The sequence below is a fragment of the Allobosea sp. 10L422 genome (assembly GCF_056395345.1).
On sequence record NZ_JBFTJI010000008.1, the window covers coordinates 210795 to 237500 of the forward strand.

The following is a 26706-nucleotide window of genomic DNA, read 5'->3' on the forward strand; positions in this document are numbered from 1 at the left end:
CGTCTAGTCCTGATCCTTGAGAAGCCGCTCGACACAAGTCCGAAGCGAGCCTTGCCACTCCGGCAGGCCGACGCCATGTGTCACTGCCAGTTTCGTCGAGTCGAGCCGCGAATTCGCCGGCCGGCGCGCCGGCGTCGGGTAATCGACTGTGGCAATGCGCTTCACCGCGACCGGCTTGCCGCCCAGGCGCACCTGTTCGGCGAAGATCGCCTCGGCAACATCCGCCCAGACGGCCTCGCCCCGGGCTGCCATATGGAAGATGCCGCGCAGGGACGCCTCGCCCGGCCGCTCGATGAGATTGCGCGCCACGGCGAAGATCGCGTCGGCAATGTCGAGCGCACTGGTCGGGCAGCCCAGCTGATCGGCGACGACGCCGACCTCGTCGCGCGTCTCGGCCAGGCGCAGCATGGTCTTGACGAAATTCTTGCCGAAGGGGCTGTAGATCCAGGCTGTGCGCAGGATCGCGTGGTTGTCGGTCGCCGCAGCGACAGCCTGCTCGCCGGCGAGCTTGCTGGCGCCATAGGCCGAGATCGGCCCGGTCGGGTCGTTCTCGCGATAGGGGCGGTCGAGCGCGCCGTCGAAGACATAGTCGGTCGAGAGCTGGATCACGGGAATGCCGAGAGCCGAGGCGGCCCGGGCCGCCTCGCCAGCCGCTTCGCCGTTGACGCGCATGGCAAGCTCCGGCTCGCTCTCGGCCTGGTCCACGGCCGTATAGGCCGCGGTGTTGACGATGACGTCAGGCCGGGCTGCGCGCAGGGCCGGCGCGACCGTTCTGGGGATGGCGAGGTCGAGGTCCGGCCGGCGCAGCGCGATGACCTCGGCGCCGACGGGCACGCGCTCCAGCATGGCGCGGACGACCTGGCCGGTCCAGCCGGTGACGGCGATGCGGAGTGTCATCAGTCGAAATAACGCAGCATCTCGGCGAGGCGCGGATGCTTGCGGTCCTTGTCGGAGAGGGTGAGCGAGGCCAGCGGCGCGCCCCAGTCGATGCCGAGCGCCGGGTCGTCGAAGGCGAGCCCGTGATCGTTCTCGGGCGCATAGGGCGCCGTAACCTTGTAGAGCACCTCGGTATCCGGCTCGAGCGTGACGAAGCCGTGGGCGAAGCCGACCGGGACCAGGATCTGCTTCCAGTTCTCGGCCGAGAGCTCGACTGCGACATGCCTGCCGAAGCTCGGCGACGAGGCCCGGATGTCGACCGTGACGTCGAGAATACGGCCGCGCGTCACCCGCACCAGCTTGTCCTGCGCGAAGGGCGGCGACTGGAAATGCAGCCCGCGCAGCGTGCCCACCGGTGCCGACAGCGACTGGTTGTCCTGCACGAAATCGAGATCGAGCCCAGCCTCGGCGAAGGCTTTCCGGCTCCAGGTTTCCGAGAAGAAGCCGCGATGATCGCCGAACTTCTTCGGCGTGATGACCTTGACGGCAGGGATCGCCGTTTCCTCGACGCTCAGCATCGCTTCCGTTCCCTTTTCAGGCCGCGCCGAGGCGCTCGCCGCGATAGATGCCGGAACGGATGTCGCCCCACCATTTCGGATTGGCGAGATACCATTCGACGGTGCGGCGCAAGCCCGTCTCGAAAGTCTGCTTCGGCGTCCAGCCGAGCTCGCGGCCGATCTTGCCGGCATCGATCGCATAGCGCGCGTCGTGGCCCGGCCGGTCGGTGACATAGGAGATCAGGCGCTCGCGCGCACCCTTCGGATCGGGCCTGAGCTCGTCGAGGATGGCGCAGATCGCCTTCACCACCTCGATATTGGTCTTCTCGTTATGGCCGCCGATATTGTAGCTCTCGCCGAGCTTGCCGGCGGTCGCAACCGTGAGCAGGGCGTCGGCATGGTCGTCGACATAGAGCCAGTCGCGCACATTGAGCCCGTTGCCATAGACCGGCAGAGGCTTGCCCTCGAGCGCGTTGATAATGATCAGCGGGATCAGCTTCTCGGGGAAGTGATAGGGCCCGTAATTGTTCGAGCAATTGGTCATCACCACCGGCAGGCCGTAAGTGTGGTGCCAGGCCCGCACGAGATGGTCCGACGCCGCCTTCGAGGCCGAATAGGGCGAGTTCGGCTGATAGGCGGTATCTTCCCGAAAGAACCCTTCTGCACCAAGCGAGCCGAAGACCTCGTCGGTCGAGATATGGTGGAAGCGGAAGCGCGCCTTATCCTCGCCCGGCAGCGTCCGGTAGTGGCGCAGCGCCTCCTGCAGCAGCGTGAAAGTTCCGACGACATTCGTCTCGATGAAGGCGGCCGGTCCGTCGATCGAGCGGTCGACATGGCTCTCGGCCGCCAGATGCATCACCACGTCGGGAGCGAAATCGGCAAAGATCGCCTTCATCCGCAGGGCGTCGCCGATATCCGCCTGCTCGAAGCGGTAGCGGTTGCTGCCTGCAACAGGATCCAGCGATGCCAGATTGCCGGCATAGGTCAGCTTGTCGACCACGCAGACCTGATGCTCGGTCTCCCCGATCAGCTTCCGAACAACCGCCGAACCGATGAAGCCGGCACCGCCGGTGACGAGAAAACGCGAGGGCATTCTTGCGCGCCTCCGAGCAAGCCAGTGTCTTCAGCCGTGAAGCTCAGGGCAAGGACCAGCCTTGAGACGACGTGTCAAGCATCGCGCGTTCGCCGCCCCAGTCCCGGTCAGGCCTTGAAATGCTTGGAGAGCTTGAGGGCCTGGCCCTGATAGTTCGATTTCAGCCCGGCGCCGTAGAGCGCCTCCGGCCGTGCCGCCATGGTCTCGTAGACGAGCCGCCCGACGATCTGGCCGTCCTCGATGATGAAGGGCACGTCGCGGGAGCGAACCTCGAGCACGGCGCGCGCGCCTTGGCCACCGGCAGCGCTGTGGCCGAAGCCGGGGTCGAAGAAGCCGGCATAGTGCACCCGGAATTCGCCGACGAGCGCATCGAAAGGCGTCATCTCCGCGGCATAGTCCGGCGGGACGTGCACAGCCTCCTTGGAGGCCAGGATGTAGAACTGGCCGGGGTCGAGGATCATGCTGCGCGAGCCGTCGGCGGCGATCGGCTCCCAGAAATCGGCGGCGCGATAGGCGCCGACGCGATCGACATCGATCAGCGCGGTATGATGCTTGCCGCGATAGCCGAGCAACCCGTCGAAACCCGAGAGGTCGACGCTGACGGCGACGCCGCCTTGGAAGGAGGGTTCGGCGGCCGTGACTAGCGTCTCGCGGGCATGAACCCCTTCGAGTGCACGGTCACCGAGCCGGGTCTCACCGGAGCGGAAGCGGATCTGCGAGAGCCGCGAGCCGGAACGTACCAGCACCGGGAAGGTGCGCGGCGAGATCTCGATGAAGAGCGGCCCCTCATAGCCGTCCTCGACCAGATCGAATTCACGAGCCCGGTCGGTGATGACGCGGGTGAAGACGTCGAGACGGCCGGTCGAGCTCTTCGGATTGGCGGCGGCGCGCAGGCCCTTGGGCAGCTTCAGACCTTCCATCAGCTCGGCGATATAGACGCAGTCCGTTTCCAGTACCGCGCCGCGCGTCAGATCGATCTCATGCAGCGAGAGATCCTCGATCCGGCTGCGCACCGTGCGCTCGGGGCCGGGTAGGAAGCTGGCACGGACACGATAGGCACGATCGCCCAGCCGCAGATCGAGGCTCGCGGGTTGAATCTGCCCTTCCGCCGGCGGCCGGGCAAGCCTGATCGCGCCCTGCTCGATGAAGGCGCGGATGGAGCTATCTGGCTGGATGCCGGGCTTGAAGGGCAACATGCGAGGTCCGCAGGGGTAATCGATCATAGCTAGCGAAGCACTCCGGAAAGGCCAAGTACGGTGGACCGCATGCCGGGCAATAGCCACAGGGTTGTCCACGCCAGAATCACGGCACGGACGCATTGACGCTGCCGCTGGCAGGCCGATAACTGAACCGTGGCGGCAGACGTCGTCACAGGCTGCAGCCGGAGCCTCGACCATGTATCAGGCACAGACGCGCGGCGTGCGTGTGACCGTGGCGCCATCCTTCCTGGAAGCGGAATCCTCGCATGCGCAGGGCCGCTATTTCTGGGCCTACGCGATCGAGATCGTGAATCTCTCGACGCAGACGGTGCAATTGATGACCCGCCACTGGTTCATCACCGACGGGCGCGGCGAGATGCACGAGGTGCGCGGTGAGGGCGTCGTCGGCAGGCAGCCGGTGCTTAGACCGGGCGAGAGCTTCAACTATACCTCAGGCTGCCCGCTGACGACGCCGGACGGCTCGATGCACGGTTTCTACGCCATGCAGGATGAGAGCGGCACGATCTTCGACGTGGAAGTGCCGCTCTTCCCGCTCGACTCCCCTTATGTGAAGAAGGTTCTGCATTGACCGCCTCCGCTCAAACCGGGCAGCGCTACACGCCGCTCGAGATGCTCGCCCGCCTCGTCGCCTTCGACACGGTCAGCGACAAATCCAACCTGCCCCTGATCGATTTCGTCGAGGCCTATCTCGCCGGCTGGGGAGTGCCGTCCGTGCGCTTTCCGAATGCAGCGGGCGACAAGACGGCGCTATTCGCGACCATCGGCCCGCAGGATCGCGGCGGCGTCGTGCTGTCCGGGCATACCGACGTCGTGCCGGTGACCGGCCAGGCATGGAGCCGTGATCCGTTCACGCTGCATGTCGAGGACGGCCGCGCCTATGGCCGCGGCGCCGTCGACATGAAGGGCTTTCTGGCGCTGGGGCTGGCGCTGGTGCCGGATTTCCTCGCCGCCGACCTCAAGACACCGATCCACCTCTTCCTGTCCTATGACGAGGAAGTGACCTGCCTCGGCGTCGTCGACGGCATTGCCGCGATGAGCAAGACGCTGCCGCGGCCGCGCGCGGTCATCGTCGGGGAGCCGACCTCGCTCGACATCTGCGACGCGCATAAGGGCGTCAGGACGTTCCAGACCGTGATCAAGGGCTTCGCCGCGCATTCCTCCAAGCCGCAGCTCGGCGCCAGCGCCGTCCATGCCGGAGCGCTGCTCGCAGCCGAGCTCGACCACATGGCCGAGGACGCCAAGCAGAAGCTGGATGCAAGCGGCCGCTTCGACCCGCCCTACGACACCGTCCATATCGGCTCGTTCCATGGCGGCATCGCCCGCAACATCCTGGCCGATCACAGCGAGATCCTCTGGGAGATCCGCACGCTACCGACCTCCGATCCCGAGGCGGGTCCCGCACGCTTTGCCGGCGTGTCGGACAAGGTTCAGGCGCGCATGCGCTCGACCGCACCGAGCGCGGCGATCTTGACGGAAATGACCTCGGATGTGCCGGGGCTCGCGCCCGAGCCGGGCTCAGAGGCCGAGCGGCTCGCCATGCGCCTGTCCGGGCGCAACCACACCATCGCGGTCGCCTATGCGACAGAGGCAGGGCATTTCCAGCATGCGGGGCTGGCGACCGTGGTCTGCGGGCCCGGTTCGATCGACCAGGCGCATCAGCCCGACGAATACATCACGCTGGAGCAGCTCCAGGCCGGCGAGGCGTTCATGCGAAAGCTGATGGCGGAGTGTCAGAACGGCTGAAGCTGACGTCATTCTCGGGCCGCGCCCGGCGCGGACCCGAGAATCTTCCACCGGAGAGGTTCGGGAAACGCAGCCTTCTCGTCATGCGATGCTCGGGTCAAGCCCGAGCATGACGTCAAAGCCCCGCCGACAACCCGTCCTCGACCTCGGCCGGGTCGAAACTGTAGCGCCGCGAGCAGAACTCGCAGGTGACGCCGAGCTTCCCGTCATCGGCGATCATCGCGCGACGGTCCTCGGGCGAAAAGCCGCGCAACATCGCCAGCACGCGCTCACGCGAACAGCGGCAGGCCTCGCGGACGAGGACCGGCTCGAAGACGCGGGCGCCACGCTCGTGGAAGAGCCGGTAGAGCAAGCGCTCGCTCTCCAGCATCGGGTCAAGCAGCTCATGGTCCTCAACCGTCTCCACCAGCGAGCGCGCCTCCATCCAGGCGTCGTCGCTGATGCCGTCGGGATCACCGCTCAGGATCTCATGCCCCTCCGGCGCATCGCCGGGATGGATGTCGGCGGCCCGCAGGCGATCGGGCGAATGCGGCATGAACTGGACGAGGATGCCGCCGGCGCGCCATTGCGGCCGGCCGCCGGTCGTGACCGTGCCGACGCCGAGCCGCACGCGGGTCGGGATCTGCTCGGACTGGCGGAAATACTGATGCGCCGCCTCTTCGAGCCCCTGCCGCTTCAGCGCGACGATGCCCTGGTAGCGGGTCGTGGTCGTCCCTTGGTCGACCGTCATGGCGAGGTGGCCCTCGCCCAGCAGCTCGCCGGTGGAAAGCTTCTCGAGCGCGATCGCCTGGGCAAGCTTCGCCTCGTCGATATGGGCGACGGCGCGGAAATTGTCGGGCGCGTTGAAGTCGACCACCATCATCGAGATCGCGCCGTCGCTCTTGGTCTGGAGCTGGAAGCGCCCCTCGAACTTCAGCGCCGTGCCCAGCAGCACGGTGAGCGCCGCCGCCTCGCCCAGCACGCGCGAGACCGGCGCGGGATAGTTGTGTCGCTCGAGAATCGTGTCGATCGACGGGCCCAGCCGCGCCACGCGGCCGCGCACATCGAGATCGGGCACGGCGAAGGGCACGACCCGGTCGTCGAGCCCCGCGGTGACGCCTGTGTCGTCGGCGGCCATCAGGCCGCCACTCCGCCGAAGCACCAGGCGAGGATGCCCTTCTGCGCATGCAGCCGGTTCTCAGCCTCATCGAACACCGCCGATTGCGGACCGTCCATGATCTGGTCGGTGACCTCCTCGCCGCGCGAGGCCGGCAGGCAGTGCATGAAGATCGCGTCCTTCTCGGCGCGCTCCATCAGCCTCTCATCGACCTGATAGGGCCGCAGCAGATTGTGGCGCGTGCCCTCCTCGTCACCCATGGACACCCAGCAATCGGTGATGACGCAGTCGGCGCCCTCCACCGCTTCCTCGGGCCGGCTGGTCAGCGAGAGCTTCGCACCCTGCTTCTTGGCCCAGGAGATCAGGGCCGGAGGCGGGGCGAGTTCCTCGGGTGTCGCTATCGCGAGCTCGAAATCGAGGCGTCCGGCGGCGTGGACCCAGGAGGTCAGCACGTTGTTGGTGTCGCCGGTCCAAGCGATGCGCTTGCCCTGGATCGAGCCCTTGCGCTCCTGGAAGGTCATGACATCGGCCATGACCTGGCAGGGATGCTGGCGCTTGGTCAGCCCGTTGATCACCGGCACCGTGGCGTATTTCGCCATCTCCACCAGCGAGTCGTGATCGAGGATACGGATCATGATCGCATCGACATAGCGCGAGAGGACGCGGGCGGTATCGGCAATGGTCTCGCGCTCACCAAGCTCGATCTCATGGCCGGCGACCATCATCGGCGAACCGCCGAGCTCACGGATGCCGACATCGAAGGAAACGCGCGTGCGCAGCGAGGGCTGCTCGAAGATCATGGCGATGACCTTGCCTTCGAGCAGGCGATCCCCCGCGGCGGCCGGTGTGCGACGTCGCGATTTCATCTCCTCGCCCGCGCGCAGGATCGCACGCAGCTCACTGCCGGAGAAATCGGAGAGATCGAGGAAATGGCGCGTCACGGGCGCTTCCTTCGCTTCGCGGGGTGGGTGGGTTGAACTTATTCGGCGGCCGGGCGCTTCAGCGTCGCCTCGACGGCGCCGGCGGCCCTGTCGAGCCGCGACACGGCTTCAGCGACATCCGCCTCGGTGATGATCAGCGGCGGCAGCAGGCGCACGACGTTGTCGCCGGCACCGACGACCAAGAGGCCCTGTGCCCGGGCTTCATTGACGAAGTCGGTGTTGGGCGTGTGGAGCTTGAGGCCGAGCATCAGCCCCTCGCCGCGGATATCGGCGATGACATCGGGATGCCTGTCCTTGAGCTCGGCCAGCGACTGCTTCAGCCGCAGGGCGATCTTGCCGACGTTCTCGATGAAGCCCGGTGCCAGCACCACATCGAGCACGGCGTTGCCGACCGCCATGGCGAGCGGGTTGCCACCGAAGGTGGTGCCGTGGGTGCCGAGCGTCATGCCGGAGGCGGCTTCCTCCGTCGCGAGGCAGGCACCCATCGGGAAGCCGCCGCCGATGCCCTTGGCGATCGACATGATGTCGGGCGCGACGCCGTACATCTCATGAGCGAAGAATTTGCCGGTGCGGCCGACGCCGGTCTGGATCTCGTCGAAGATCAGCAGCAGGCCATTCTCGTCGCAGAGCTCGCGCAGCAGCTTGAGGAAGCGGGGCGGCACGGAGCGCAGCCCGCCCTCGCCCTGAATCGGCTCGATCATCAGGGCGGCGGTCTCCGGCGTGATCGCGGCGCGCAGCGCCTTCTCGTCGTCGAACGGCACCTGGTCGAAGCCCTCGACCTTCGGGCCGAAGCCGTCGATGTATTTCTGCTGGCCGCCGGCAGCGATGGTCGCCAGCGTCCGGCCGTGGAAGGCGCCTTCGAAGGTGATGATGTGATAGCGCTCGGGATGGCCCTTCGCGGCATGGTATTTCCGCGCCATCTTGATGGCGCACTCGTTCGCCTCGGCGCCCGAATTGGTGAAGAAGACACGCTCGGCGAAGGTCGCCTCGCAGAGCCGGCGGGCCAGCCGCTCGCCCTCGGGTGCGCCATAGAGGTTCGAGGTGTGCCAGATCTTGCCGGCCTGCTCGGTCAATGTCTTGACCAGATGCGGATGGGCATGGCCGAGCGCGTTGACGGCGATACCGGCGCCGAAATCGAGATAGCGGGTGCCGTCAGCCGTGATCGCCCAGGGGCCTTCGCCGCGCTCGAAGGCGACGGGGGCGCGGGCATAGGTCGGCACGAGCACGGATTGGCTGGCGGAAGCAGGGGCGGGGGCCATGGGGCGAAGATCCTCGCGAAGGGGACGGGGTGAGAACGGATTGGCGCTGAACTGAGAACGACGATCCGGGATGGATGCTGCAGGCGCGCAGCCACGGTAAGACCCGGTTACGACGTTATCGTCGCACCCAACTCCTGAACTCTCGTCGCGCCGTCATCCGCATCGTTCGGGCCTTGATTCCGCAAACATAAGCGCCGCCCGAACGGGGCGCGTCACCTTGTGGATAAATATGCTTAAGGCGGCCCGGACTGTCAATTCAAAGCGGCGGCTACGGTGTTGCCGAAAGGATTCGCTTGACGGCGCAATCGCGAATCGTCTGGGGAAAAGCTGTTTTCGGATTCGCCGACTCTTGTTCGCGAGTCACCGCAGCTTGTATGGTCGGTCTTGTCAGATACGACATTTCGTGCGGCGTCCCCTGTACCGTCTGTTGCGGCAGCAACGGCATTGCCCCTGTGGCAAGGTCGTTGATCCCGGATTCCGTCACGAAGCGCCCTTAAAGGCTGGCCCCGCAAGGGCTGGCCGGACAAGACAGGTGATGCGGATGAACGAAGCCGGAGCATGGACTGACGAACGCGTCGAATTGCTCAAGAAGCTCTGGAGCGATGGGCTGAGCGCCAGCCAGATCGCCGCCGAGCTGGGCAATGTCACACGCAATGCGGTGATCGGAAAGGTTCACCGTCTCGGCCTTTCGGGCCGTGCCAAGAGTGCGGCCCAGCCGGCCACACCGCGCAATGCCGCCCCCCGCAAGACGCCGCCGCGCTCGCCCAGCCACCCGATGGCGACCCCGGCGACCCATGCCACGCGCGGCGCCCACGCCCTGGCGCCGGTATTCGCGCCCGAGGCCGCGATCGAGGCAGAGGCTGCGCCTTTGCCTTCCGAGGATGTGGTGATCCCGTTCTCCGAGCGCGTCACCATCATGGAGCTGCGCGAGTATATGTGCCGCTGGCCGATGGGCGACCCGACGAGCCCGGATTTCCGTTTCTGCGGCGGGCGCTCGCAGACCGGCATGCCCTATTGCAGCTACCACTCGCGCATCGCCTACCAGCCTGCGGCCGACCGCCGGCGCGACCGGAGCAAGGTGCGGGCCTGATCCAGGAGAACGATCTCCGAGAAAAAGAAAACCGGCCTTCGGGCCGGTTTTTTGTTGCGTGGTCCAGAAAGCCCCATCAGAGCCGTCGCTTGTTCTCCAGCGAACGGCTCCAGCGCGACAGCGCGAAGCAGATCAGCCAGTAGATCGCACCCGAAAAGGCGTAGGCCTCCATGTTCATGCCGACCCAGTTGGGATCGGCGAGCGAGGCCTGGGCGATGCCGAGCAGGTCGAGGATCGAGACCACCAGCACCAGCGTGGTGTTCTTGATCAGCGCGATGAATTCATTGGTCATCGCCGGCAGTGAGATGCGCAGCGCCTGCGGCAGGACGATCAGGCCGGTCGCCTTCCAGTAGTTGAGACCGAGCGCCGTTGCGGCCTCGCGCTGGCCCTTCGGCAGCGCCTGCAGGCCTCCGCGCACCGCCTCCGCCATATAGGCCGCGATGACGAAGCCGAGCCCGATCACGGCGCGCGCCAGCCGATCGATGCCGATGCCCCCGGGCAGGATCAGCGGCAACAGCAGCGAGGCGAGGAAGATCACCGCGATGATCGGAACGCCGCGCCAGAACTCGATGAACAAGATGCTGATCAGGCGGATGACGCGCAGTTGCGACTGGCGCCCAAGCGCGAAGAGGATACCCAGCGGGATCGCGATCAGGCTCGAATAGATCGAGATGAACAGGGTGAGCATCAGCCCGCCCCATTCGCGCGTCTCGATGTAGCGCAGCCCGAAACCGCCGGAGAGCAGCCAGATGCCGAGCGGCGGCAGCAGCACGAGCATGGCGACGCCGAGCTTGAGCTTCAGCCGCTGCGGCGCCAAGACGATCGAGGCGATGCCGAGCACGAAGGCGATGCCGGCTATATCGACGCGCCAGCGCTGGTCGACGGGATAGAGCCCGTACATGAACTGGCCGAAGCGGGCGCGGATGAAGACCCAGCAGGCACCGCCGGGCGCGCAATCGGCCCGCGTCGTGCCGACCCAGGTCGCATCGATCAGCGCCCAGCGGATGATGGGCACCGCGACCCAGGCGATCGCGAGCGCCAGCACCACGCTGACGAAGCCGGTAAAGGGCGTGCCGAACAGGCGCTCGCGCCAGAGGGAAAGGGACGAGGCGCGGTTCATCGCGTCACCAGGGCGATGCGGGCGTTGTACCAGTTCATGATCGCCGACACCGCAAGGCCGATGACGAGATAGACTGCGAGCGTCATGGCGATGATCTCGATCGCCTGGCCGGTATTGTTCAGGGCCGAGCCCATGAACAGGCTGACCACGTCGGGATAGGCGATGGCCGCGCCGAAGGATGAGTTCTTCAGCACGTTGAGATACTGGTTGGTCAATGGCGGGATCATCACGCGCAGCGCCTGCGGGATGGTGACGAGGCGCAGGATCTGGCCGGGGCGTAGCCCCAGCGCCGACCCGGCCTCGGTCTGGCCATGCGAAACCGACTGGATGCCGCCGCGGACGATCTCGGCGATGAACCCGGCGGTATAGGTGACGAGCGCGGCGAGCAGCGCGACGAATTCGGGGATGACGGCAAAGCCGCCGCGATAGTTGAAGCCGCGCAGCGCCGGCACGTCCCAACGCGTCGCGAGCGTGGCCCAAACCAGCATCAGGAGCGGCACGGCGAGCAGCAGGGCGAGGCCAACGGCCAATGTCGGCGCCTGCCGGCCCGTGCGCTCCCGCCGCCGGCGCGCCCAGACGGAAAAGGCCCCGTAGACGAGGAGGCAAGCGAGGATGACCAGCCCGGCGATACGGAAGTTTTCCATCCCGTCGGGCAGCGGGATCGTCACGCCGCGATTATTGAGGAAGGCGACGCCGAACAGGCTGATGCTCTGGCGCGGCGCAGGCAGCGCAGCGATGACGCCGAAATACCAGAACAGCACGAAGAACAGCAGCGGGATGTTGCGGACGAACTCGATATAGGCGCCTGCGATGGTCGAAATCAGCCAATGCGATGAGAGACGGGCAATGCCGACGACGAAGCCCAGCAGCGTCGCCAGCACGATCGCGATCACCGTCACCAGCATGGTGTTGGCAACGCCGACCCAGAACAGGCCGAGGATGTTGTCGGCCTGGGTATAGCCGGTCAGGACGAAGGGCACCTCGATGCCGGATGTCCGCCAGAGGAAGTCGAAGCCCGAGGCGATGCCGGCCTTGACCATGTTCTCCGAGGCATTGCGCACGAAGAAGATGGAGATGCCGACGAGGAAGACGACGACGGCGATCTGATAGATCCAGTCGCGGACGCGCTTGTCGTTGATGAGGGACAAGAAGCTGCTCAAGCCGGCCTCGATCGGGAGTCGCGGGCGTCATTCCCGGGCGAAGCGAAGCGCCGACCCGGGAATCTCGTGACGCTCGGGCTGGTTTCCGAGATGGTCGGGCCAAAGTCCGACCATGACGTGCTTCAAGACGCTCTCACTGGAAGGGCGGGGTGAAGAGCAGGCCGCCCTTGGTCCAGAGCTGGTTCTGGCCGCGCTCGAGCTTGAGCGGGGAGCCCATGCCCACGGTGCGCTCATAGCTTTCGCCGTAGTTCCCGACCTGCTTGATCGCGTTGTACATCCAGTCGTTCGACAGGCCCATCATCGCGCCGAAACCRCCTTCGGCACCGAGCAGGCGGCGTACTTCCGTATTCTTGGAGTTCGCCTTCATCTCATCGACGTTCTTTGAGGTGACGCCGAGCGCYTCGGCSGCGATSGTGCCGTTGAGCACCCAGCGGACGATGAGCTGCCAGCGCTCGTCGCCCCAGCGGGTCACGGGTCCCTGCGGATCGTTCGAGATCGGCTGGGTCAGGATGATGTGTTCGTCGGGATTCTTGAGTTTGGCGCGCTGGCCGGCAAGGGCGCCGACGCCGGCCGTGTAGGCATCGCAACGGCCCGAATCATACGCGGTGATGGCGTCGTCGTTCTTCTGAAAATTGGTGATGGTGACCTTGAGGTTGCGCTCGCGGAACCAGTCGGCGGCGTTCTTCTCCTCGGTCGAGCCGGCGGCGACGCAGACCGAGGCGCCGTCGAGACCGGCGGCTTCCTTCACGCCCGTCGATTTGCGGACGACGAAGGTCTGGCCCTCGTAGAAGTTGATGCCCTGGAAGTTCAGGCCGAGCGTAGCATTGCGCGAGAAGGTGATGGTCGAGTTCCGGGAGAGCACGTCGACCTGGCCCGATTGCAGGATCGGCCAGCGCTGCTGCACCGAGGTCGGCGTGTACTTGACCTTGGTGGCATCGCCGAGCACCGCGGCGGCAAGCGCCCTGCAGTAGTCAACGTCGAGACCGGTCCACTCGCCCTTGTCATTGGCGAAGGAGAATCCGGGCAGGCCGAGATGCACGCCGCATTCGAGATTGCCGCGTGCCTTGACCGCATCCAGCGTCGGGCTCGGGGCGAGCTGCTGCGCCTGCGCAAGCGAGATTCCGGCGGCAAGCACGCCCGCCACGCTCAAAATTCTGATGGTCATATCCGTCTCCCCGAAGCCATTGGCGGCCTTCTGTGCTGGAAGCGGGACTATGCAACAGCCGCACCGAAAGCGATAGCACCCGGCACGAGCTCGCTTCGGCGCGGCGCCTGAACCCTGTCGAAGGCTGTCAGGAGGCCCGCGCGTGATGGGTCTCTCCATCGGCTGATCTCCGCCGGCCGTTCGGTCGGCGCGGCGGCCGGCGCCGTGGGCGGCAATCTCGTCGATGTCAGCGCGCGCTACGACTGGGTCTGGCTCAGCGCCGTCGGCCTTGCGCTGATGGCGGGCGCGATGGTGTTCTTGATGCGCGAACAGCGGGCGCAGGCGGTGCCGGCCTGAGCCGCCACCGATGCGGGCTGGCTCAGTTGCCGAACACCGTGTTGAGCTGGGCACCGACCATGATGAAGGTGGTGCGCTTCGACATCTCCTTCAGGCGGACGGCGCCGATATAGGTCATCGCCGAACGCACGCCACCCATCAATTCCTGCATCGTACCCTCGACCGGGCCGCGATAGGGCACCTCGACCGTCTTGCCCTCGGATGCCCGGTACTTGGCGACGCCTCCGGAGTACTTGTTCATCGCGGTGTCGGAGGACATGCCGTAGAAGGTCATGGCGACCGGCACCTTCTCGCCGCCGCGCTCCTCGTAGCGGATCTCGCCCTCGCATTCGTCATGGCCCGCGAGCATGCCGCCCATCATCACGAAATCGGAGCCGCCGCCGAAGGCCTTGGCGACATCACCCGGCACGGTCAGCCCGCCATCGCCGCAGACCAGGCCTTTCAGCCCATGCGCGGCATCCGAGCATTCGATGATCGCCGAGAGCTGGGGATAGCCGACGCCGGTCATTTTGCGGGTGGTACAGACCGAGCCGGGGCCGATGCCGACCTTGACGATGTCGGCGCCGGCCAGGATCAGCGCCTCGGTCATATCGCCGGTGACGACGTTGCCCGCCATGATCGCGGCGCCCGGGAAGGCGGCGCGCGTCGCCTTGACCGTGTCGACGAACTTCTCGGTGTAGCCATTGGCGACGTCGAGGCAGATCTTGCCGATCGGCGACTGGGCGTGGACCGCCTTGAGCTTGTCATGGTCGGCGTCGGTCGTGCCCAGCGAGTAGAAGGCGTTGGCCGATCCGGGCTCGCGGAAGAAGGCGATCAGCTCTTCGGCGCTGTAGTGCTTGTGCAGCGCGACCATGGCGCCGTGCTTCAGCAGCGCCCGCGCCATGCTCATCGTACCGACCACGTCCATATTGGCGGCGATCAGCGGGAAGCCCTTCCACTCCTTGCCCGTATGGGCAAGGTGGAAGCTGCGCTCGACATCGACCTCGGCGCGGCTGCCGAGCGTCGAGCGCTTCGGACGGATCAGTACGTCACGGAAGTCGAGCTTCGGGTCGTTCTCGATGCGCATCGGATTGGCCTCTGGTGGCGTTCTGGCCGGCTCGAGCCGGGAATCCCGAGGGCTTGTGCCCGGGCGACGCACGCGAAGGAGGCGTGCGCTGACATTTAGCGCCGGGTCCCCGGTGATGCAATCCCGAGCCGCCCGGCCGGCGCTCAGGCCGAGGCGGGCGAGACCGGCGGGCGCGCGTTCTTGCGGATGGTATAGAGCGTCGCCCCGATCACGATGACGGCGCCGATCCAGGTGGTGAGCGCCGGAATCTCGGCAAAGAAGACGAAACCGGTGAAGCTCGCCAGCAGCAGGCGGCTGAAATCGAGCGGTGCCAGCGCCGCCGCCTCGCCGACTTGATAGGCGCGGGTGATGAGCCACTGCCCGGCAGTGCCGAACACGCTGAGGACGACCAGCCAGAACCACTGGTTCGGCGTCGGCGGCTGCCACCAGAGCCAGCAGGGCACCGCAAGCAGGGCGATCAGCACGATGCCCTGATAGAGCAGGATGGTGTCGGTGCGCTCGCTCGCCGCCAACTTGCGGACGCTGACGGTGATGCCGGCGCCGAACACCGCCCCGCCGACCGAGAGCAGGGCGTAGACATCGAGCCCGTCGCTGCTCGGTCGCAGCATGATCAGCACGCCGATGAAGCCGATGATCGTCGCAGCCCAGCGCCGGCCATCGACCGCCTCCTTCAGCACGAGGACCGCGGCGATGGTGACGAAGAGAACCTGGCTGAAGCCGATCGCCGTCGCCTGGGCGAGCGGAATCTTGACCACGGCGGTAAAGCCGCAAAGCATCGAGAGCAGCGTGATCACGCTGCGGAAAATCTGCAGGCCGAGACGCTCCGTATGCAGCGCCCGGCGCAGGCTGCCGGCCGCGAAGGCAAGCAGGATCGCGGTCATGATCACCTGCCGGATCAGCAGGATCTGCACCAGCGGGATCGCCTGGCCGACATGCTTGATGCCGGCGACCATCACCGCATAGACCAACAAGGCCGAAATCATGAAGACCGAGCCCCGCAGATTGGGGCTGGCGCCGCGCCACCAATGCCGCAGCCGACGCAGGGCCCGCCTCCGACCTCCCGGCACCTCGGAGAGGACGATCGGACCGGGCGCGTCGGGTGCGACCAACTCGCCGGAGAGCGGCGGCGCAGCCGGCTCCTGCCAGGCAGGCGCCTCGCCTTCCACATCCGCCCGGCTTAGCCGGCCGGCCTGCCGATCCTCGCTCATCGCCCCTCGACCCGGCCGGCCTTGAGGCCGACTCCGCGTTTGTCTCTGTGCAAATCATTGATGAAGCGCGGCAATCCGGCCAATGACAATGTCACATGACCGGGTTGTGCCGGCGGCGCGGCCGGAGCGGACCCGGCATTCCCTACCAGGGGGTGGGCAACCGCACCAACAGTCTCTAGGAGGGCTCCTGTTTCTGTGCCGCGGAGCACGCTCTTGAAAGTTCTGCTCGAAGATTTCGCGAACGGAGTTCGGGGCCTGGCGCCGAGCCGCTTTCCCTATCGCCGCTTCGCCCTGGCGCTGGCGCTCGGCGGGCTCGGCGGCTGGCTGTTCGTGCAGGCGCGACTGCCCCTGCCCTGGATGCTGGGCTCGATGGTGTTCTGCACCGCAGCCGCACTGATCAAGCTTCCGGTCGCAGCCCCGCCGGTGATCCGGCCGCCGATGACCGCGGTGATCGGCGTGATGCTCGGCGCCTCCTTCAAGCCGGATGTCGTGGCGCAGCTGCCGAACTGGCTGCCGACGCTGGCCGGGCTCGTGCTGTTCATGGTCGCCTGCGGCCTGTGCTGCGTCGGCTATTTCCGCCGCGTTGCCGGCTTCGACCCGGTCACGGCCTTCTTTTCCGGGATGCCGGGCGGGCTCATCGAGATGGTGACGGTCGGCGAGGAGAAGGGGGGCGACGCCCGCATCATCGCCCTGATCCATTCCGCCCGCATCCTGCTGGTGGTGATGACCTTGCCCTTCATCGTGCAATGGATCGGCGGCGTCTCCCTCGGCGGCGGCCGTGTCGCCGGCCCTTCCTTCACGCAGACGCCGCTCGGCTCCGAGCTCTGGCTGATCGGCTGCGGCATCCTCGGCGTGATCGCCGGCCATTGGCTGAGATTGCCGGCTAAATACCTACTCGGCCCGATGCTGATCAGCGCGATCGTCCATGTCATCGGCCTCAGCGCAGCGGTGCCGCCGGCCGAGATCGTCAATGCCGCGCAGCTCGTGCTCGGCGTCACCATCGGCTGCCGCTTCGTCGGCACGCCGCCGCGCATCATCCTGCGCGTGCTGCTGCTCTCCGTGGGCTCGACCGTGATCCTGCTCGGGCTGACGCTGAGCTTTGCCTGGCTGGTGGCGCTGGTCTCGGTGCACGGCCACGTGCCGCTGATCCTCGCCTATTCACCGGGCGGCCTCGCCGAGATGAGCCTGATCGCGCTCGCACTGCACACCGAGGTGGCCTTCGTCGCCGCGCATCACATCATCCGCGTCTTCCTGGTGATGGTCTCGGCCGGGCCGATCTTCGGACTGATCGGCCACCGCCGCGAGAAGACCGCGCCGGCGGAATAGCGCCGGTTCTGCCGGCGTAGCGGCCAAACTGCGCGCCCGCTCCGATGACTCTGCCGTTGCCCTCATCGTTTCGCATGCCCGGTCTGCGCCAATCACCGAAACGGAGGCATGCTCTGGCCGGTGCCAATCAGCGAAGCTAGGGTGACCGCAACAACATCGGGGAGGCTGACGGACATGAACCAAATCGATTTAAAGAACCGCGTCGCTATCGTTAGCGGCGGGGCCCAGGGAATTGGCCGGGCCGTCGCCGAGCGCTTCGCCGCGAGTGGCGCGACGGTCGCGATCTGGGATGTCGACGGCGCCCTGGCGGAGAAGGCCGCCGCCGAGATCGGCCATGGCGCCGTCGGCGTCGCCGTGGACGTGACGGACGCAACCGCCGTGCAGAAGGCGAGCGACACGCTGGAGGCGAAGCACGGCAGCATCGACATCCTCGTCACCAGCGCCGGTATCGCCGGCCCCAACCACAAGACCTGGGAATACCCGCTGGAGGACTGGGCCCGCGTCATGAAGCTCAACGTCGACGGCACGCTGCATTGCTGCCGATCGGTGATCCCCGGCATGGTCAAGCGCAATTACGGTCGCATCGTCCTCGTCGCCTCGATCGCCGGCAAGGAAGGCAACCCCAACGCCTCGGCCTATTCGGCCTCGAAGGCGGCGGTGATCGCGCTGACGAAGTCCCTCGGCAAGGAGCTCGCCGACAAGGACATCGCCGTGAACTGCATCACGCCGGCGGCCGCGCGCACCCGCATCTTCGACCAGATGAGCGAGGAGCATATCGGCTACATGCTGGCCAAGATCCCGCGTGGGCGCTTCCTGCTGCCGGAGGAGGTCGCATCGATGGTCGCCTTCCTGGCCTCGGCCGAGAACAGCTTCACCACCGCCGGGGTCTTCGATCTCTCGGGCGGGCGGGCGACCTACTAGGCGCAGCGGCGTCGGCAGCCCGGCGTGGAGCCGGCCGCGGGGCTTCTGGCTGCCGCGCCCGGCTGTGGAAAACACCCCTCAAACGGCCGGCGTCGCCTCCAGAAGGGCGCCGAAACGCGCCCCGGACGGCCCTGCGCCAGATCGACGCACAAATATCTTGATCATGTTTACGCCTCGGTAAGGCTCTCTTTTCACCCTGAAGGGGCAAAAGGAGATAAAGCGATGATCAAGATGGCGCTCTCAACGGCCGCCCTCGTCCTTCTGACGGCCTCGGCAGCTCAGGCCGTCACAGCCAAATCGCTCGGGCAGTTCAGCGACTGGAACGCTGCGACCTATGAGCAGAGCGATAACCAGCGTTGCTTCATCATGGGCAGGCCATCGACCGAGGAACCTTCCAGCCTGCGCCATGGCGAGGTGTTCTTCTTCGTCCAGACGGGCAGCCGCGAGAGCGATACCGAATCAAGTTTCCAGACCGGCTACGACTTCGCCAAGAACTCGGTCGTCACCGTGACCATCGGCGACGACAGCTTCCGCATGCTGACGGAGGGCAACAACGCCTGGCTCGAACGGCTGGAACGCGAGCCGGCGCTGCTCGCCGCGATGCGGGCCGGGAGCAGCATGGTGCTGGAGGCGCGCTCCGCCCGGGGCAACGTCACGAGCTACACCTTCTCGCTCACGGGCGTCACGGCCGCCTCGCGCATGATGCAACGCTGCGATACGGGGGCGACGCAGAGCTAGAACAGGACCTTTGCGAAAAATCGGTTCCCGTTTCTTCGTATCCTGCACTAACGTCGGGGCATGACGCAGACGCTTCCCTCCGCCGCCGTGCTCGGTGCCCGCGCCTTCGCCGCGCTTGCGGGCCTCAACCGCTTCAGCGACGAGCCGGGCAAGCTGACTCGGCTCTACCTTTCACCGGCGCATCGGCAGGCGGCGGAGTGGGTCAAGGGCGCCATGGAGGTGGCGGGGCTTACCGCCTTTATCGATGCCGCCGGCTCGGTGCAGGGGCGGCGCGACGGCACGGTGCCCGGCGCACCGGCCGTGCTGATCGGTTCGCATATCGATACGGTCAAGGATGGCGGTCGCTTCGACGGCAATCTCGGCGTCGTCGCCGGCATTCTCGCGGCCCAGGCGTTGCGCGATGCAGGGATCAGCCTGCCCTTCCCGCTCGAGATCGTCGCTTTCGGCGACGAGGAGAACGTGCGCTTCCCGACGCATCTGTCCACTTCGGAAGCATTGGCGGGCGCCTACGACCCGGCCTGGCTGGAAGCGCGCGACAGCGAGGGCGTGAGGCTTGGCGATGCGCTCGTCGCCTTCGGCGGAAACCCAGGCGGCATCGCCGCGCTCGCGCGCAAGCCCGGCTCGATCCAGGCCTATCTCGAAGTCCATATCGAGCAGGGCCCGGTGCTGGAGGCGGAGAACGAGCCGGTCGGCATCGTCACCGCGATCAACGCCCAGAGCCGGGCCCGCGTGCGCGTCACCGGCGAGGCCGGCCATGCCGGAACCGTGCCGATGGCACTGCGCAAGGACGCGCTGACGGCAGCCGCCGAGATGGCGCTTGCGCTGGAACAGATCGCGGCCGGCCATGAGCTCTCCGTCGGGACTGTCGGCGTGCTCAGGCCCGAGCCCGGCGCGACCAATGTCGTCCCCGGCGCGGCCGAATTCACCATCGATTTCCGTGCGCCGAAAAACGAGACGCTCGCAGCGATGGAAGCCGAGATCCGCAGCCGCTTCGCCGAGATCGCGTCGCGCCGCGGCGTCGGTCTCGAGATCGTGCCCTATGCGAAGGCCGATGCCGTCCCGATGGAGCCCCGCCTGCAGGACGCCTTGGCAGCCGGCATCGCCAGATCCGGAAGCAACATCGCCGGCCGCAAGCTCCCGTCGGGAGCGGGGCATGACGCCATGACCATGGCGGCGATCGCGCCCGCGGCCATGCTGTTCGTGCGCAACGAAAAGGGCATCAGCCATTCGCCGCTGGAGAACATGAGCGAGGCAGACGCCGGCATCGCCATCAAAATCTTGATCGAAACGCTTCTGGAACTGGCCGAAAGGTCAAAGTAGAAGAATTCCAGCCGCGACACCGCGCACCATTCCGCAAGAGGCCGGAAGGGCCTAGGAGGGGCGCGCCGCAGGAGGCTGGCCATGGATTTCGAGAGTTTCTTCCGTAGCGAACTGGACGGGCTGCACCGCGAGGGCCGCTATCGCGTCTTCGCCGATCTGGCGCGCCAGGCCGGCCGCTTCCCGATCGCGACCTATCACGGCGAGGGCGGCCTGCGCGAAGTCACCGTCTGGTGCTCGAACGACTATCTCGGCATGGGGCAGCATCCGAAGGTTCTGGCCGCGATGCATGAGGCGCTCGACGGCTGCGGCGCCGGCGCCGGCGGAACCCGAAACATCGGCGGCACCAATCACTACCACGTCCTGTTGGAGCGCGAGCTCGCCGATCTGCACGGCAAGGAAGCGGCGCTGCTGTTCAACTCCGGCTATATGTCGAACTGGGCCTCGCTCTCGACGCTCGCGGCCAAGCTCCCCGGCTGCGTCATCCTGACCGACGCGCTCAACCATGCCTCGATGATCGAGGGCATCCGCCATTCCCGCGTCGAGAAGCATATCTTCGCGCATAACGACCCGGATGATCTGCGCCGCAAGCTCGCCGCGCTCGATCCGGCCCGGCCCAAGCTGATCGCCTTCGAGTCGGTCTATTCGATGGATGGCGACATCGCGCCGATCAAGGAATTCTGCGACATCGCCGACGAATTCGGTGCGATGACCTATCTCGACGAAGTCCATGCCGTCGGGCTCTACGGGCCGCGCGGCGGCGGCATCTCCGAGCGCGACGGCCTGACCGACCGGATCACCCTGATCCAGGGCACGCTGGCGAAGTCCTTCGGCGTGATCGGCGGCTACATCACCGGTTCGGCCGCGCTCTGCGACTTCATCCGCAGCTTCGCCTCCGGCTTCATCTTTTCCAGCTCGCTGCCCCCCGCGGTGGCGGCCGGCGCCATCGCAGCGATCCGGCATCTCAAGGAGAGCTCGGCCGAGCGCGAACGCCAGCAGGACCGCGTCGCGGCACTGCGCGGCAAGCTCGATGCGGCCGGCATCCCGCATCTGGCCAATCCCAGCCATATCGTCCCGGTGATGGTCGGCGAGGCGAAGGCCTGCAAGTCGATCAGCGACGAATTGCTGGCGCGCTTCGACATCTATGTCCAGCCGATCAACTATCCGACCGTGCCGCGCGGCACGGAGCGGCTCAGGATCACCCCCTCGCCCTTCCATTCCGATGCCGATATCGACAACCTGGTCGCCGCGCTCGGCGCGATCTGGGCGCGGGACGGGCTGAAGCGCGCGGCCTGAGGGCTGCCAGAGGCGTCATTCTCGGGCGGAGCGAAGCGCAGGCCCGAGAAGCTCCGGACAAGAAGGGCGCCCGGAGTTTCCTCCGGGGTGAGATGCTTGGGTCAGGCCCGAGCATGACGCTTCGTGATGTCAGAGATTGAAGACGCGATGCGGCACGAATTCGCCGTTCTCGACCGAACCGGTCGCGATCAGCGTGCCGGCGCAGGTGGCATAAGCGGCCTGCAGCTCGATCGGCGCTCCGGCACCGCGCAGCAGGGCGCTCTGGCCGCGTTTGATGCGGGCAGCGGCATCGCGGTGGATCACGATCTCAGGGATCAGCGTCAGCGCCGACTTGACGGGTTGCAGGGCCGCAAGCGCGCTCTCCGGACTCTCGCGCAATGTCTCGACGCTCGCTGCCTCAGCGACCGTGAAGGGGCCGACGCGGGTGCGGCGCAGATGCGCGACATGGCCGAGGCAGCCGAGCGCGAGGCCGAGATCGCGCGCGATGGCTCGGACATAGGTGCCCTTGCCGCATTCGGCCTCGAAGGTCGTGGTCGCGCCGTCATGGCTGACGATCGAGAGCGAGTCGATCTCGACCGGGCGTGCCTGGAGCTCGACCTCCTCGCCGTCGCGGGCGAGATCATAGGCGCGCTCGCCCGCGATCTTGATGGCCGAGAACTTGGGCGGCGTCTGCAGGATCGTGCCGGTGAAGCGCGGCAGCAGGGCCGCGATCGCGGCCTCGTCCGGGCGCTGCTCCGAGGTCGCGATCACCCGGCCCTCGGTGTCGTCCGTATCGGTCTGCGAGCCCCATGAGACGGTGAACTGATAGGCCTTGCGGCCATCCATGACGAAGGGAACGGTCTTGGTCGCCTCGCCGAGCGCGATCGGCAGCAGGCCGGAGGCCAGCGGATCGAGCGTGCCGGCATGGCCCGCCTTCTTGGCGGAAAAAGCCCGCTTCACGACGCTGACCGCATGGGTCGAGGTCATGCCGATCGGCTTGTCGAGCACGACCCAACCATGGACGTCGCGCTTCTTCGGACGCGGCGCCGGAGTGGCGCCCTCCTGGCTCTCCGCAGCTTCGGGATTGCTCTCAGTGGTCATGGTCAAGGTCGTCGTCTTCTTGGTCTTGGTCGATCTTCAGGCGCTGGCGTTGGGTGTCGCGGCGAACCTCTTCGGTATCGAGCAACGCATCGATGCGCTCGGCTTCCGCGAAGCTCTCATCGGCGCGGAAGCGGATATCCGGGGCGTATTTGAGGTTCACCCGATGGGCCATTTCGCCGCGGATATAGCGCTTGTTGGCCTCCAGGGCCTTGAGCACCGGCTTAACGTCCTGCCCGCCGAGCGGCATGATGTAGGCGGTCGCGAGCTTAAGGTCCGGCGAGAGACGCACCTCGGGCACGGTGACGACGTGCTTCGCCAGCACATCGTCATGGATGTCTCCGCGCGAAAGCATATCCGCCAGCGCATGACGGATGAGTTCGCCGACGCGCAGCTGCCGTTGGGACGGACCGGAAGGTTTTGCAGGTTTCGCCATGGTTCTCGTGTTCCGGGATCGGACCGGATGGACGGGCCAACGTCATTGGCCGGGCCCGAGGCCCGGCCATCTCTATGGGAGCGCGGATAAACAGGGATAGGCTGCCCGGGTCAAGCCCGGACAAGCCATCCCATTCTCAGAGGCTGCGCTTGATCTCTTCGACGCGATAGCACTCGATCACGTCGCCGGCACGCATGTCCTGGTAGTTCTCGAAGGACATACCGCATTCCTGGCCGGCCACGACTTCCTTGGCGTCGTCCTTGAAACGCTTGAGCTGGCCGAGCTTGCCCTCGTGAACCACGACGTTGTCGCGGATCAGGCGGACATTGGCGCCGCGCTCGATCGTACCGTCGGTGACGCGGCAGCCGGCGATCTTGCCGACCTTCGAGACGTTGAAGATCTCGAGGATCGTCGCGTTGCCGAGCATGGTCTCGCGCAGGGTCGGCGCCAGCAGGCCCGACATCGCATCCTTCACATCATCCATGAGGTTATAGATGATGTTGTAGTAGCGGATCTCGACGCTGGCCCGATCGGCCGCCTCGCGCGCTTCCTTGTGGGCGCGCACGTTGAAGCCGACCACGACCGCGCCCGAAGCCTGGGCGAGCGTAACGTCCGACTCCGTGATGGCGCCGACGCCCGAGGACAGCACGCGGGCGCGCACCTCGTCGTTGCCGACTTTTTCGAGCGCTCCGACGATCGCCTCGACGGAACCCTGCACGTCGCCCTTGACGACGAGCGGGAACTCCTTGCGGCCGGCGCCTTCCTTCAGATCGCGCATCATGTCGGCGAGCGAACGGCCGGCGCCGGAGGCGGCGCCACGAGCCGCCTGACGATCGCGGCGCTGACGCTCGCGGTACTCGGTGATCTCGCGGGCACGGGCTTCGGACTCGACCACCGCGACGCGGTCGCCGGCCTCGGGCGTGCCGTTGAAGCCGAGAACCTCGACCGGCATGGAGGGCGGGGCCTCCTTCACCTGAGCGCCGGTATCGGCGATCAAGGCGCGGACGCGGCCCCATTCGGCGCCGGCAACGACGATATCGCCGGTACGCAGCGTGCCGCGCTGGACGAGAACGGTCGCAACCGGGCCGCGGCCGCGATCGAGCTTGGCCTCGATGACCGTGCCTTCGGCGGGACGATCGGGATTGGCCTTGAGATCGAGCAGTTCGGCCTGCAGGGCGATCGCTTCCAGCAGCTTGTCGAGGTTGTGACCGGTCTTGGCGGACACCTCGACCTCGAGCGTCTCACCGCCGAGCGTCTCGACCTGGATCTCGTACTGCAGCAGCTCGGCGCGCACCCGGTCCGGGTTGGCGTCGGACTTGTCGACCTTGTTGATCGCGACGATCAGCGGGACGCCGGCAGCCTTGGCGTGGTGGATCGCCTCGGCCGTCTGCGGCATGACGCCGTCATCGGCCGCCACGACGAGCACGACGACGTCCGTCACCTTGGCGCCGCGGGCGCGCATCGCCGTGAAGGCGGCGTGGCCGGGGGTGTCGATGAAGGTGACCTGGCTGCCCAGCGGGGTCGTCACCTGATAGGCGCCGATGTGCTGGGTGATGCCGCCGGCCTCGCCGGTGACGACCTTGGTCTTGCGGATCGCGTCGAGCAGCGAGGTCTTGCCGTGGTCGACATGGCCCATGATGGTCACGACGGCCGGGCGGGAAGCCAGGGTCTCATCGGTGTCCGGCGTATCGAACAGGCCTTCCTCGACGTCGGATTCGGCGACGCGCTTGACGGTGTGGCCCATTTCCTCGGCGATGAGCTGGGCGGTGTCGGCGTCGATCACGTCGGTGATCTTGTGCATCGCGCCCTGCTTCATCAGCAGGCGGATGACGTCGACGCCGCGCTCCGTCATGCGGTTCGCGAGTTCCTGGATGGTGATCGTCTCGGGGATGATCACCTCGCGCATCACGCGCTCTTTCTGCGCGTCCGATGCACGGTGGCCGGTCATGCGCTGCACGCGGCGGCGGAAGGACGCGACCGAGCGTGTCCGCTCGTCCTCGCTCCCGGTCGCCGTCGACAGCGTCAAGCGGCCGCGCGGCTTGTCGTTGCTGGTCTTGGGCGTCTTGGGCGCAGCCGGAGCGGGACCACGGCCAGGACCGGCGCCCAGGCCGGGACGGCGGAACGCGGCCTTGACGTCGACATCGTCAGAGCGATTGCGCGTGGTGTTGGCCGACGGAGCCTGACGCACCGGCCGGGCGACCGCGGGCTCGGCCGGAGCCGAGGAATCCATGCGCGGCGGACGTGGCGAGTCGGAACGCGGCGGGCGCGAATCCAGGCGCGGCGGGCGCGCGCCGGTGTCGCGCATCGGCGGACGCGACGTGAACTCACGCGGGCCGGACGGAGCCGGGCGGCCGTAATACTGGGTCGGCTGCGGCGCAGGCGCCTGGGCCGGGGGGGCTGCCTCACGCGGAGCAGCCGGGGGAGCGGGCGGGCGGGGAGCATGCTCCTCGCGCTGGCGCACGACGCTCTCGGCGCGGCGCTTCTGCTCGTCCTCCTGACGGCGGCGGTCCTCTTCCTGGCGCTGGCGCGCAGCGGCGGCTTCGCGCTCCTGGCGTTCGCGCTCGATGGCGGCTGCGCGCTGGCGCGCATCCTCTTCAGCGACGCGGCGCGCTTCGGCCTCGGTGCTGCGGGCTTCGGCAAGCGCGCGCTGGCGAGCGTCCTTCTCCTCGTCGGAGAGGGTGCGCAGCAGCATGCTGCCGGCCGGGCGCTGCGGCGCCTGCTGGCTCGGGGCGGGGCGCGGCGGAGCAGCCTGCGGGGCAGGAGCCTGCGGAGCGCGCGGCGCAACCGGTTCCTTCACCTCGTGACCGGCGGCGCGGCGCTTGACCTCGACGACGACCTGCTTCGAACGCCCATGCGAGAAGCTCTGTCGAACAGTGCTCTGCTCGACAGGCCGCTTCAGCGACAGGGTCTTGGGCGGGTTGACGGAGAGTGTCTTGTCGCCCGGGTTTTTGGTATCGGTCATTCCGCGTTCGGTCCTGCCGGTTCGGTCGTGTCTTCAATATCGTTCTGGTCGGGTGCGGCGGTATCGTCCGTCCGGTACCGGACGAGCCGACGCCAGCGCGAGAGGACGCCCTCGGCCGCTGGACCCGGAGCAAGCGCGGCATGTATCACATGTGCGCGCCCCAACGCCAATTCCAAATCCGCCGCCGCGAAAATCGCGACGATGGGCAGTTCGCGGGCCTTGAGCCCGTCGGCCTCGCGCGCCGCCGCCAACCGGCGGACAGCCTGGCCAATCTTGCGCTTGCCGTCCTCGGCGCCATCGCTCGCGGCGATCACCGCGAGACATCGGCCGCTTTCGATCAGCGCCTCAACCTTGGCGAAGCCGGCGGTAACCAGCCCGGCCTTATTGGCCATCGACAGCGCCTGCAGCGTGTCGCGGTACATCAGCCCGTCGACGATATCCGGCAAATCCGCCGGAACCGCGACCTTCGCCTTGAGCGAACGCTCGAAGGCTTTCCGCTTGATCGCCTCGGCAACAGTCTTGCGGCTGAGGCTCACCCAGACGCCGCGCCCAGGCAGCTTGCGTCGCAGATCCGGGACAAGCACGCCGTCCGGCCCCGCAACAAAGCGGATCAGGTCGTCAGGCGCCTTGACGGCCCGTGTGACGACGCAGCTCCGCTCCGGTCCTTCCTTCTGCGCCGCCGCTTTCACTGCGAGGGCTCCGC

At 67.0% G+C, this 26706-nt stretch carries 25 protein-coding genes; 9 read left to right on the forward strand and 16 right to left on the reverse strand.

Features of this window, described 5'->3' with window-relative positions; translation table 11 throughout:
* Positions 1 to 3: 3 nt before the first annotated feature.
* The 4 genes from rfbD to AC1DEZ_RS17535 all read right to left on the reverse strand — a co-directional run bounded on the left by rfbD (position 4) and on the right by AC1DEZ_RS17535 (position 3722).
* The gene (gene rfbD, locus AC1DEZ_RS17520; RefSeq protein WP_476780173.1) at positions 4 to 897 is read right to left on the reverse strand and encodes a dTDP-4-dehydrorhamnose reductase; all 894 of its coding nucleotides are present in this window, start codon (positions 895 to 897) and stop codon (positions 4 to 6) included.
* The gene (rfbC, locus tag AC1DEZ_RS17525) at positions 897 to 1454 is read right to left on the reverse strand and encodes a dTDP-4-dehydrorhamnose 3,5-epimerase (protein ID WP_476780174.1); all 558 of its coding nucleotides are present in this window, start codon (positions 1452 to 1454) and stop codon (positions 897 to 899) included. The genes rfbD and rfbC overlap by 1 nt, the downstream gene beginning before the upstream one ends.
* A gap of 16 nt (positions 1455 to 1470) precedes the next feature.
* Positions 1471 to 2526, reverse strand: coding sequence for a dTDP-glucose 4,6-dehydratase (gene rfbB / locus AC1DEZ_RS17530; RefSeq protein WP_476780175.1), 1056 nt, complete (start codon positions 2524 to 2526; stop codon positions 1471 to 1473).
* Positions 2527 to 2633: 107 nt separating this feature from the next.
* The gene (locus AC1DEZ_RS17535) at positions 2634 to 3722 is read right to left on the reverse strand and encodes a 2'-deoxycytidine 5'-triphosphate deaminase (protein WP_476780176.1); all 1089 of its coding nucleotides are present in this window, start codon (positions 3720 to 3722) and stop codon (positions 2634 to 2636) included.
* A 199-nt stretch (positions 3723 to 3921) separates the two neighbouring features.
* Between AC1DEZ_RS17535 and apaG the strand changes: the two genes are divergently transcribed.
* Positions 3922 to 4314 carry a Co2+/Mg2+ efflux protein ApaG gene (apaG, locus tag AC1DEZ_RS17540; RefSeq protein WP_441510047.1) on the forward strand — a complete coding sequence of 131 codons (393 nt, stop codon included), beginning with the start codon at positions 3922 to 3924 and terminating at the stop codon, positions 4312 to 4314.
* Entirely contained in the window at positions 4311 to 5489 is a 1179-nt protein-coding gene (argE, locus tag AC1DEZ_RS17545) for an acetylornithine deacetylase (protein ID WP_476780177.1), read from the forward strand. Before apaG ends, argE begins: the two co-directional genes overlap by 4 nt.
* A gap of 115 nt (positions 5490 to 5604) precedes the next feature.
* Here argE and AC1DEZ_RS17550 read toward each other — a convergent pair whose 3' ends face one another.
* Genes AC1DEZ_RS17550 through AC1DEZ_RS17560 form a run of 3 tightly spaced genes read right to left on the reverse strand, consistent with a single transcriptional unit; the run spans position 5605 to position 8785 of the window.
* Positions 5605 to 6606: an Hsp33 family molecular chaperone gene (locus AC1DEZ_RS17550; protein ID WP_476780178.1), complete on the reverse strand. Its 1002-nt coding sequence runs from the start codon at positions 6604 to 6606 to the stop codon at positions 5605 to 5607.
* Positions 6606 to 7526 carry an ornithine carbamoyltransferase gene (gene argF, locus AC1DEZ_RS17555; protein WP_476780179.1) on the reverse strand — a complete coding sequence of 307 codons (921 nt, stop codon included), beginning with the start codon at positions 7524 to 7526 and terminating at the stop codon, positions 6606 to 6608. Before argF ends, AC1DEZ_RS17550 begins: the two co-directional genes overlap by 1 nt.
* A gap of 38 nt (positions 7527 to 7564) precedes the next feature.
* Positions 7565 to 8785, reverse strand: coding sequence for an acetylornithine transaminase (locus AC1DEZ_RS17560; protein ID WP_476780180.1), 1221 nt, complete (start codon positions 8783 to 8785; stop codon positions 7565 to 7567).
* A gap of 541 nt (positions 8786 to 9326) precedes the next feature.
* Here AC1DEZ_RS17560 and AC1DEZ_RS17565 point away from each other — a divergent pair.
* The gene (locus AC1DEZ_RS17565) at positions 9327 to 9875 is read left to right on the forward strand and encodes a GcrA family cell cycle regulator (RefSeq protein ID WP_476780181.1); all 549 of its coding nucleotides are present in this window, start codon (positions 9327 to 9329) and stop codon (positions 9873 to 9875) included.
* A gap of 76 nt (positions 9876 to 9951) precedes the next feature.
* Here the strand turns inward: AC1DEZ_RS17565 and AC1DEZ_RS17570 are convergent, their stop codons facing one another.
* From AC1DEZ_RS17570 to AC1DEZ_RS17580, 3 genes are all read right to left on the reverse strand, one after another.
* Complete coding sequence (locus AC1DEZ_RS17570) at positions 9952 to 10995, reverse strand: amino acid ABC transporter permease (RefSeq protein ID WP_476780182.1); 1044 nt, start codon at positions 10993 to 10995, stop codon at positions 9952 to 9954.
* Complete coding sequence (locus tag AC1DEZ_RS17575; protein ID WP_476780183.1) at positions 10992 to 12155, reverse strand: amino acid ABC transporter permease; 1164 nt, start codon at positions 12153 to 12155, stop codon at positions 10992 to 10994. Before AC1DEZ_RS17575 ends, AC1DEZ_RS17570 begins: the two co-directional genes overlap by 4 nt.
* A gap of 133 nt (positions 12156 to 12288) precedes the next feature.
* A complete protein-coding gene (locus AC1DEZ_RS17580; RefSeq protein ID WP_476780184.1) occupies positions 12289 to 13320 on the reverse strand; it encodes an amino acid ABC transporter substrate-binding protein in 1032 nt (343 codons plus the stop codon).
* Positions 13321 to 13524: 204 nt separating this feature from the next.
* On the opposite strand from AC1DEZ_RS17580, the gene AC1DEZ_RS17585 reads away from it, so the two are divergent.
* A complete protein-coding gene (locus AC1DEZ_RS17585; RefSeq protein WP_476780185.1) occupies positions 13525 to 13656 on the forward strand; it encodes a hypothetical protein in 132 nt (43 codons plus the stop codon).
* A 22-nt stretch (positions 13657 to 13678) separates the two neighbouring features.
* On the opposite strand, the gene AC1DEZ_RS17590 is transcribed toward AC1DEZ_RS17585, so the two are convergent.
* Positions 13679 to 14722: a GMP reductase gene (locus AC1DEZ_RS17590; RefSeq protein WP_476780186.1), complete on the reverse strand. Its 1044-nt coding sequence runs from the start codon at positions 14720 to 14722 to the stop codon at positions 13679 to 13681.
* A 143-nt stretch (positions 14723 to 14865) separates the two neighbouring features.
* The gene (locus tag AC1DEZ_RS17595) at positions 14866 to 15930 is read right to left on the reverse strand and encodes a DMT family transporter (RefSeq protein WP_476780187.1); all 1065 of its coding nucleotides are present in this window, start codon (positions 15928 to 15930) and stop codon (positions 14866 to 14868) included.
* A 213-nt stretch (positions 15931 to 16143) separates the two neighbouring features.
* Here AC1DEZ_RS17595 and AC1DEZ_RS17600 point away from each other — a divergent pair, with 213 nt between their 5' ends.
* The 5 genes from AC1DEZ_RS17600 (at position 16144) to hemA (ending at position 21528) form a co-directional block, all read left to right on the forward strand.
* On the forward strand, positions 16144 to 17256 hold the full coding sequence (locus AC1DEZ_RS17600; protein WP_476780188.1) for an AbrB family transcriptional regulator: 1113 nt from the start codon (positions 16144 to 16146) through the stop codon (positions 17254 to 17256).
* A 174-nt stretch (positions 17257 to 17430) separates the two neighbouring features.
* Entirely contained in the window at positions 17431 to 18177 is a 747-nt protein-coding gene (locus AC1DEZ_RS17605) for an SDR family NAD(P)-dependent oxidoreductase (protein WP_476780189.1), read from the forward strand.
* Positions 18178 to 18399: 222 nt separating this feature from the next.
* A complete protein-coding gene (locus tag AC1DEZ_RS17610; protein ID WP_476780190.1) occupies positions 18400 to 18915 on the forward strand; it encodes an invasion associated locus B family protein in 516 nt (171 codons plus the stop codon).
* 60 nt (positions 18916 to 18975) lie between these two features.
* Positions 18976 to 20235: an allantoate amidohydrolase gene (locus tag AC1DEZ_RS17615; RefSeq protein WP_476780191.1), complete on the forward strand. Its 1260-nt coding sequence runs from the start codon at positions 18976 to 18978 to the stop codon at positions 20233 to 20235.
* A gap of 81 nt (positions 20236 to 20316) precedes the next feature.
* On the forward strand, positions 20317 to 21528 hold the full coding sequence (hemA, locus tag AC1DEZ_RS17620) for a 5-aminolevulinate synthase (RefSeq protein WP_476780192.1): 1212 nt from the start codon (positions 20317 to 20319) through the stop codon (positions 21526 to 21528).
* A gap of 129 nt (positions 21529 to 21657) precedes the next feature.
* On the opposite strand, the gene truB is transcribed toward hemA, so the two are convergent.
* From truB to AC1DEZ_RS17640, 4 genes are all read right to left on the reverse strand, one after another.
* Positions 21658 to 22608: a tRNA pseudouridine(55) synthase TruB gene (gene truB / locus AC1DEZ_RS17625; RefSeq protein WP_476780214.1), complete on the reverse strand. Its 951-nt coding sequence runs from the start codon at positions 22606 to 22608 to the stop codon at positions 21658 to 21660.
* A complete protein-coding gene (gene rbfA, locus AC1DEZ_RS17630; RefSeq protein WP_441510064.1) occupies positions 22598 to 23041 on the reverse strand; it encodes a 30S ribosome-binding factor RbfA in 444 nt (147 codons plus the stop codon). The genes truB and rbfA overlap by 11 nt, the downstream gene beginning before the upstream one ends.
* A 136-nt stretch (positions 23042 to 23177) precedes the next feature.
* Positions 23178 to 26003, reverse strand: coding sequence for a translation initiation factor IF-2 (gene infB / locus AC1DEZ_RS17635; protein WP_476780193.1), 2826 nt, complete (start codon positions 26001 to 26003; stop codon positions 23178 to 23180).
* Positions 26000 to 26692: an RNA-binding protein gene (locus AC1DEZ_RS17640; protein ID WP_476780194.1), complete on the reverse strand. Its 693-nt coding sequence runs from the start codon at positions 26690 to 26692 to the stop codon at positions 26000 to 26002. Before AC1DEZ_RS17640 ends, infB begins: the two co-directional genes overlap by 4 nt.
* Between the last annotated feature and the right edge of the window lie 14 nt (positions 26693 to 26706).

Coding starts and splice junctions, on each gene's coding strand:
- hemA (WP_476780192.1), top strand. CDS start 20,317: ATGGATTTCGAGAGTTTCTTCCGTAGCGAACTGGACGGGCTGCACCGC.
- AC1DEZ_RS17535 (WP_476780176.1), bottom strand. CDS start 3,722: ATGTTGCCCTTCAAGCCCGGCATCCAGCCAGATAGCTCCATCCGCGCC.
- AC1DEZ_RS17565 (WP_476780181.1), top strand. CDS start 9,327: ATGAACGAAGCCGGAGCATGGACTGACGAACGCGTCGAATTGCTCAAG.
- rfbB (WP_476780175.1), bottom strand. CDS start 2,526: ATGCCCTCGCGTTTTCTCGTCACCGGCGGTGCCGGCTTCATCGGTTCG.
- AC1DEZ_RS17610 (WP_476780190.1), top strand. CDS start 18,400: ATGATCAAGATGGCGCTCTCAACGGCCGCCCTCGTCCTTCTGACGGCC.
- AC1DEZ_RS17615 (WP_476780191.1), top strand. CDS start 18,976: ATGACGCAGACGCTTCCCTCCGCCGCCGTGCTCGGTGCCCGCGCCTTC.
- rfbD (WP_476780173.1), bottom strand. CDS start 897: ATGACACTCCGCATCGCCGTCACCGGCTGGACCGGCCAGGTCGTCCGC.
- AC1DEZ_RS17595 (WP_476780187.1), bottom strand. CDS start 15,930: ATGAGCGAGGATCGGCAGGCCGGCCGGCTAAGCCGGGCGGATGTGGAA.
- truB (WP_476780214.1), bottom strand. CDS start 22,608: ATGACCACTGAGAGCAATCCCGAAGCTGCGGAGAGCCAGGAGGGCGCC.
- infB (WP_476780193.1), bottom strand. CDS start 26,003: ATGACCGATACCAAAAACCCGGGCGACAAGACACTCTCCGTCAACCCG.
- apaG (WP_441510047.1), top strand. CDS start 3,922: ATGTATCAGGCACAGACGCGCGGCGTGCGTGTGACCGTGGCGCCATCC.
- AC1DEZ_RS17570 (WP_476780182.1), bottom strand. CDS start 10,995: ATGAACCGCGCCTCGTCCCTTTCCCTCTGGCGCGAGCGCCTGTTCGGC.
- rbfA (WP_441510064.1), bottom strand. CDS start 23,041: ATGGCGAAACCTGCAAAACCTTCCGGTCCGTCCCAACGGCAGCTGCGC.
- AC1DEZ_RS17605 (WP_476780189.1), top strand. CDS start 17,431: ATGAACCAAATCGATTTAAAGAACCGCGTCGCTATCGTTAGCGGCGGG.
- AC1DEZ_RS17590 (WP_476780186.1), bottom strand. CDS start 14,722: ATGCGCATCGAGAACGACCCGAAGCTCGACTTCCGTGACGTACTGATC.
- AC1DEZ_RS17560 (WP_476780180.1), bottom strand. CDS start 8,785: ATGGCCCCCGCCCCTGCTTCCGCCAGCCAATCCGTGCTCGTGCCGACC.
- rfbC (WP_476780174.1), bottom strand. CDS start 1,454: ATGCTGAGCGTCGAGGAAACGGCGATCCCTGCCGTCAAGGTCATCACG.
- AC1DEZ_RS17550 (WP_476780178.1), bottom strand. CDS start 6,606: ATGGCCGCCGACGACACAGGCGTCACCGCGGGGCTCGACGACCGGGTC.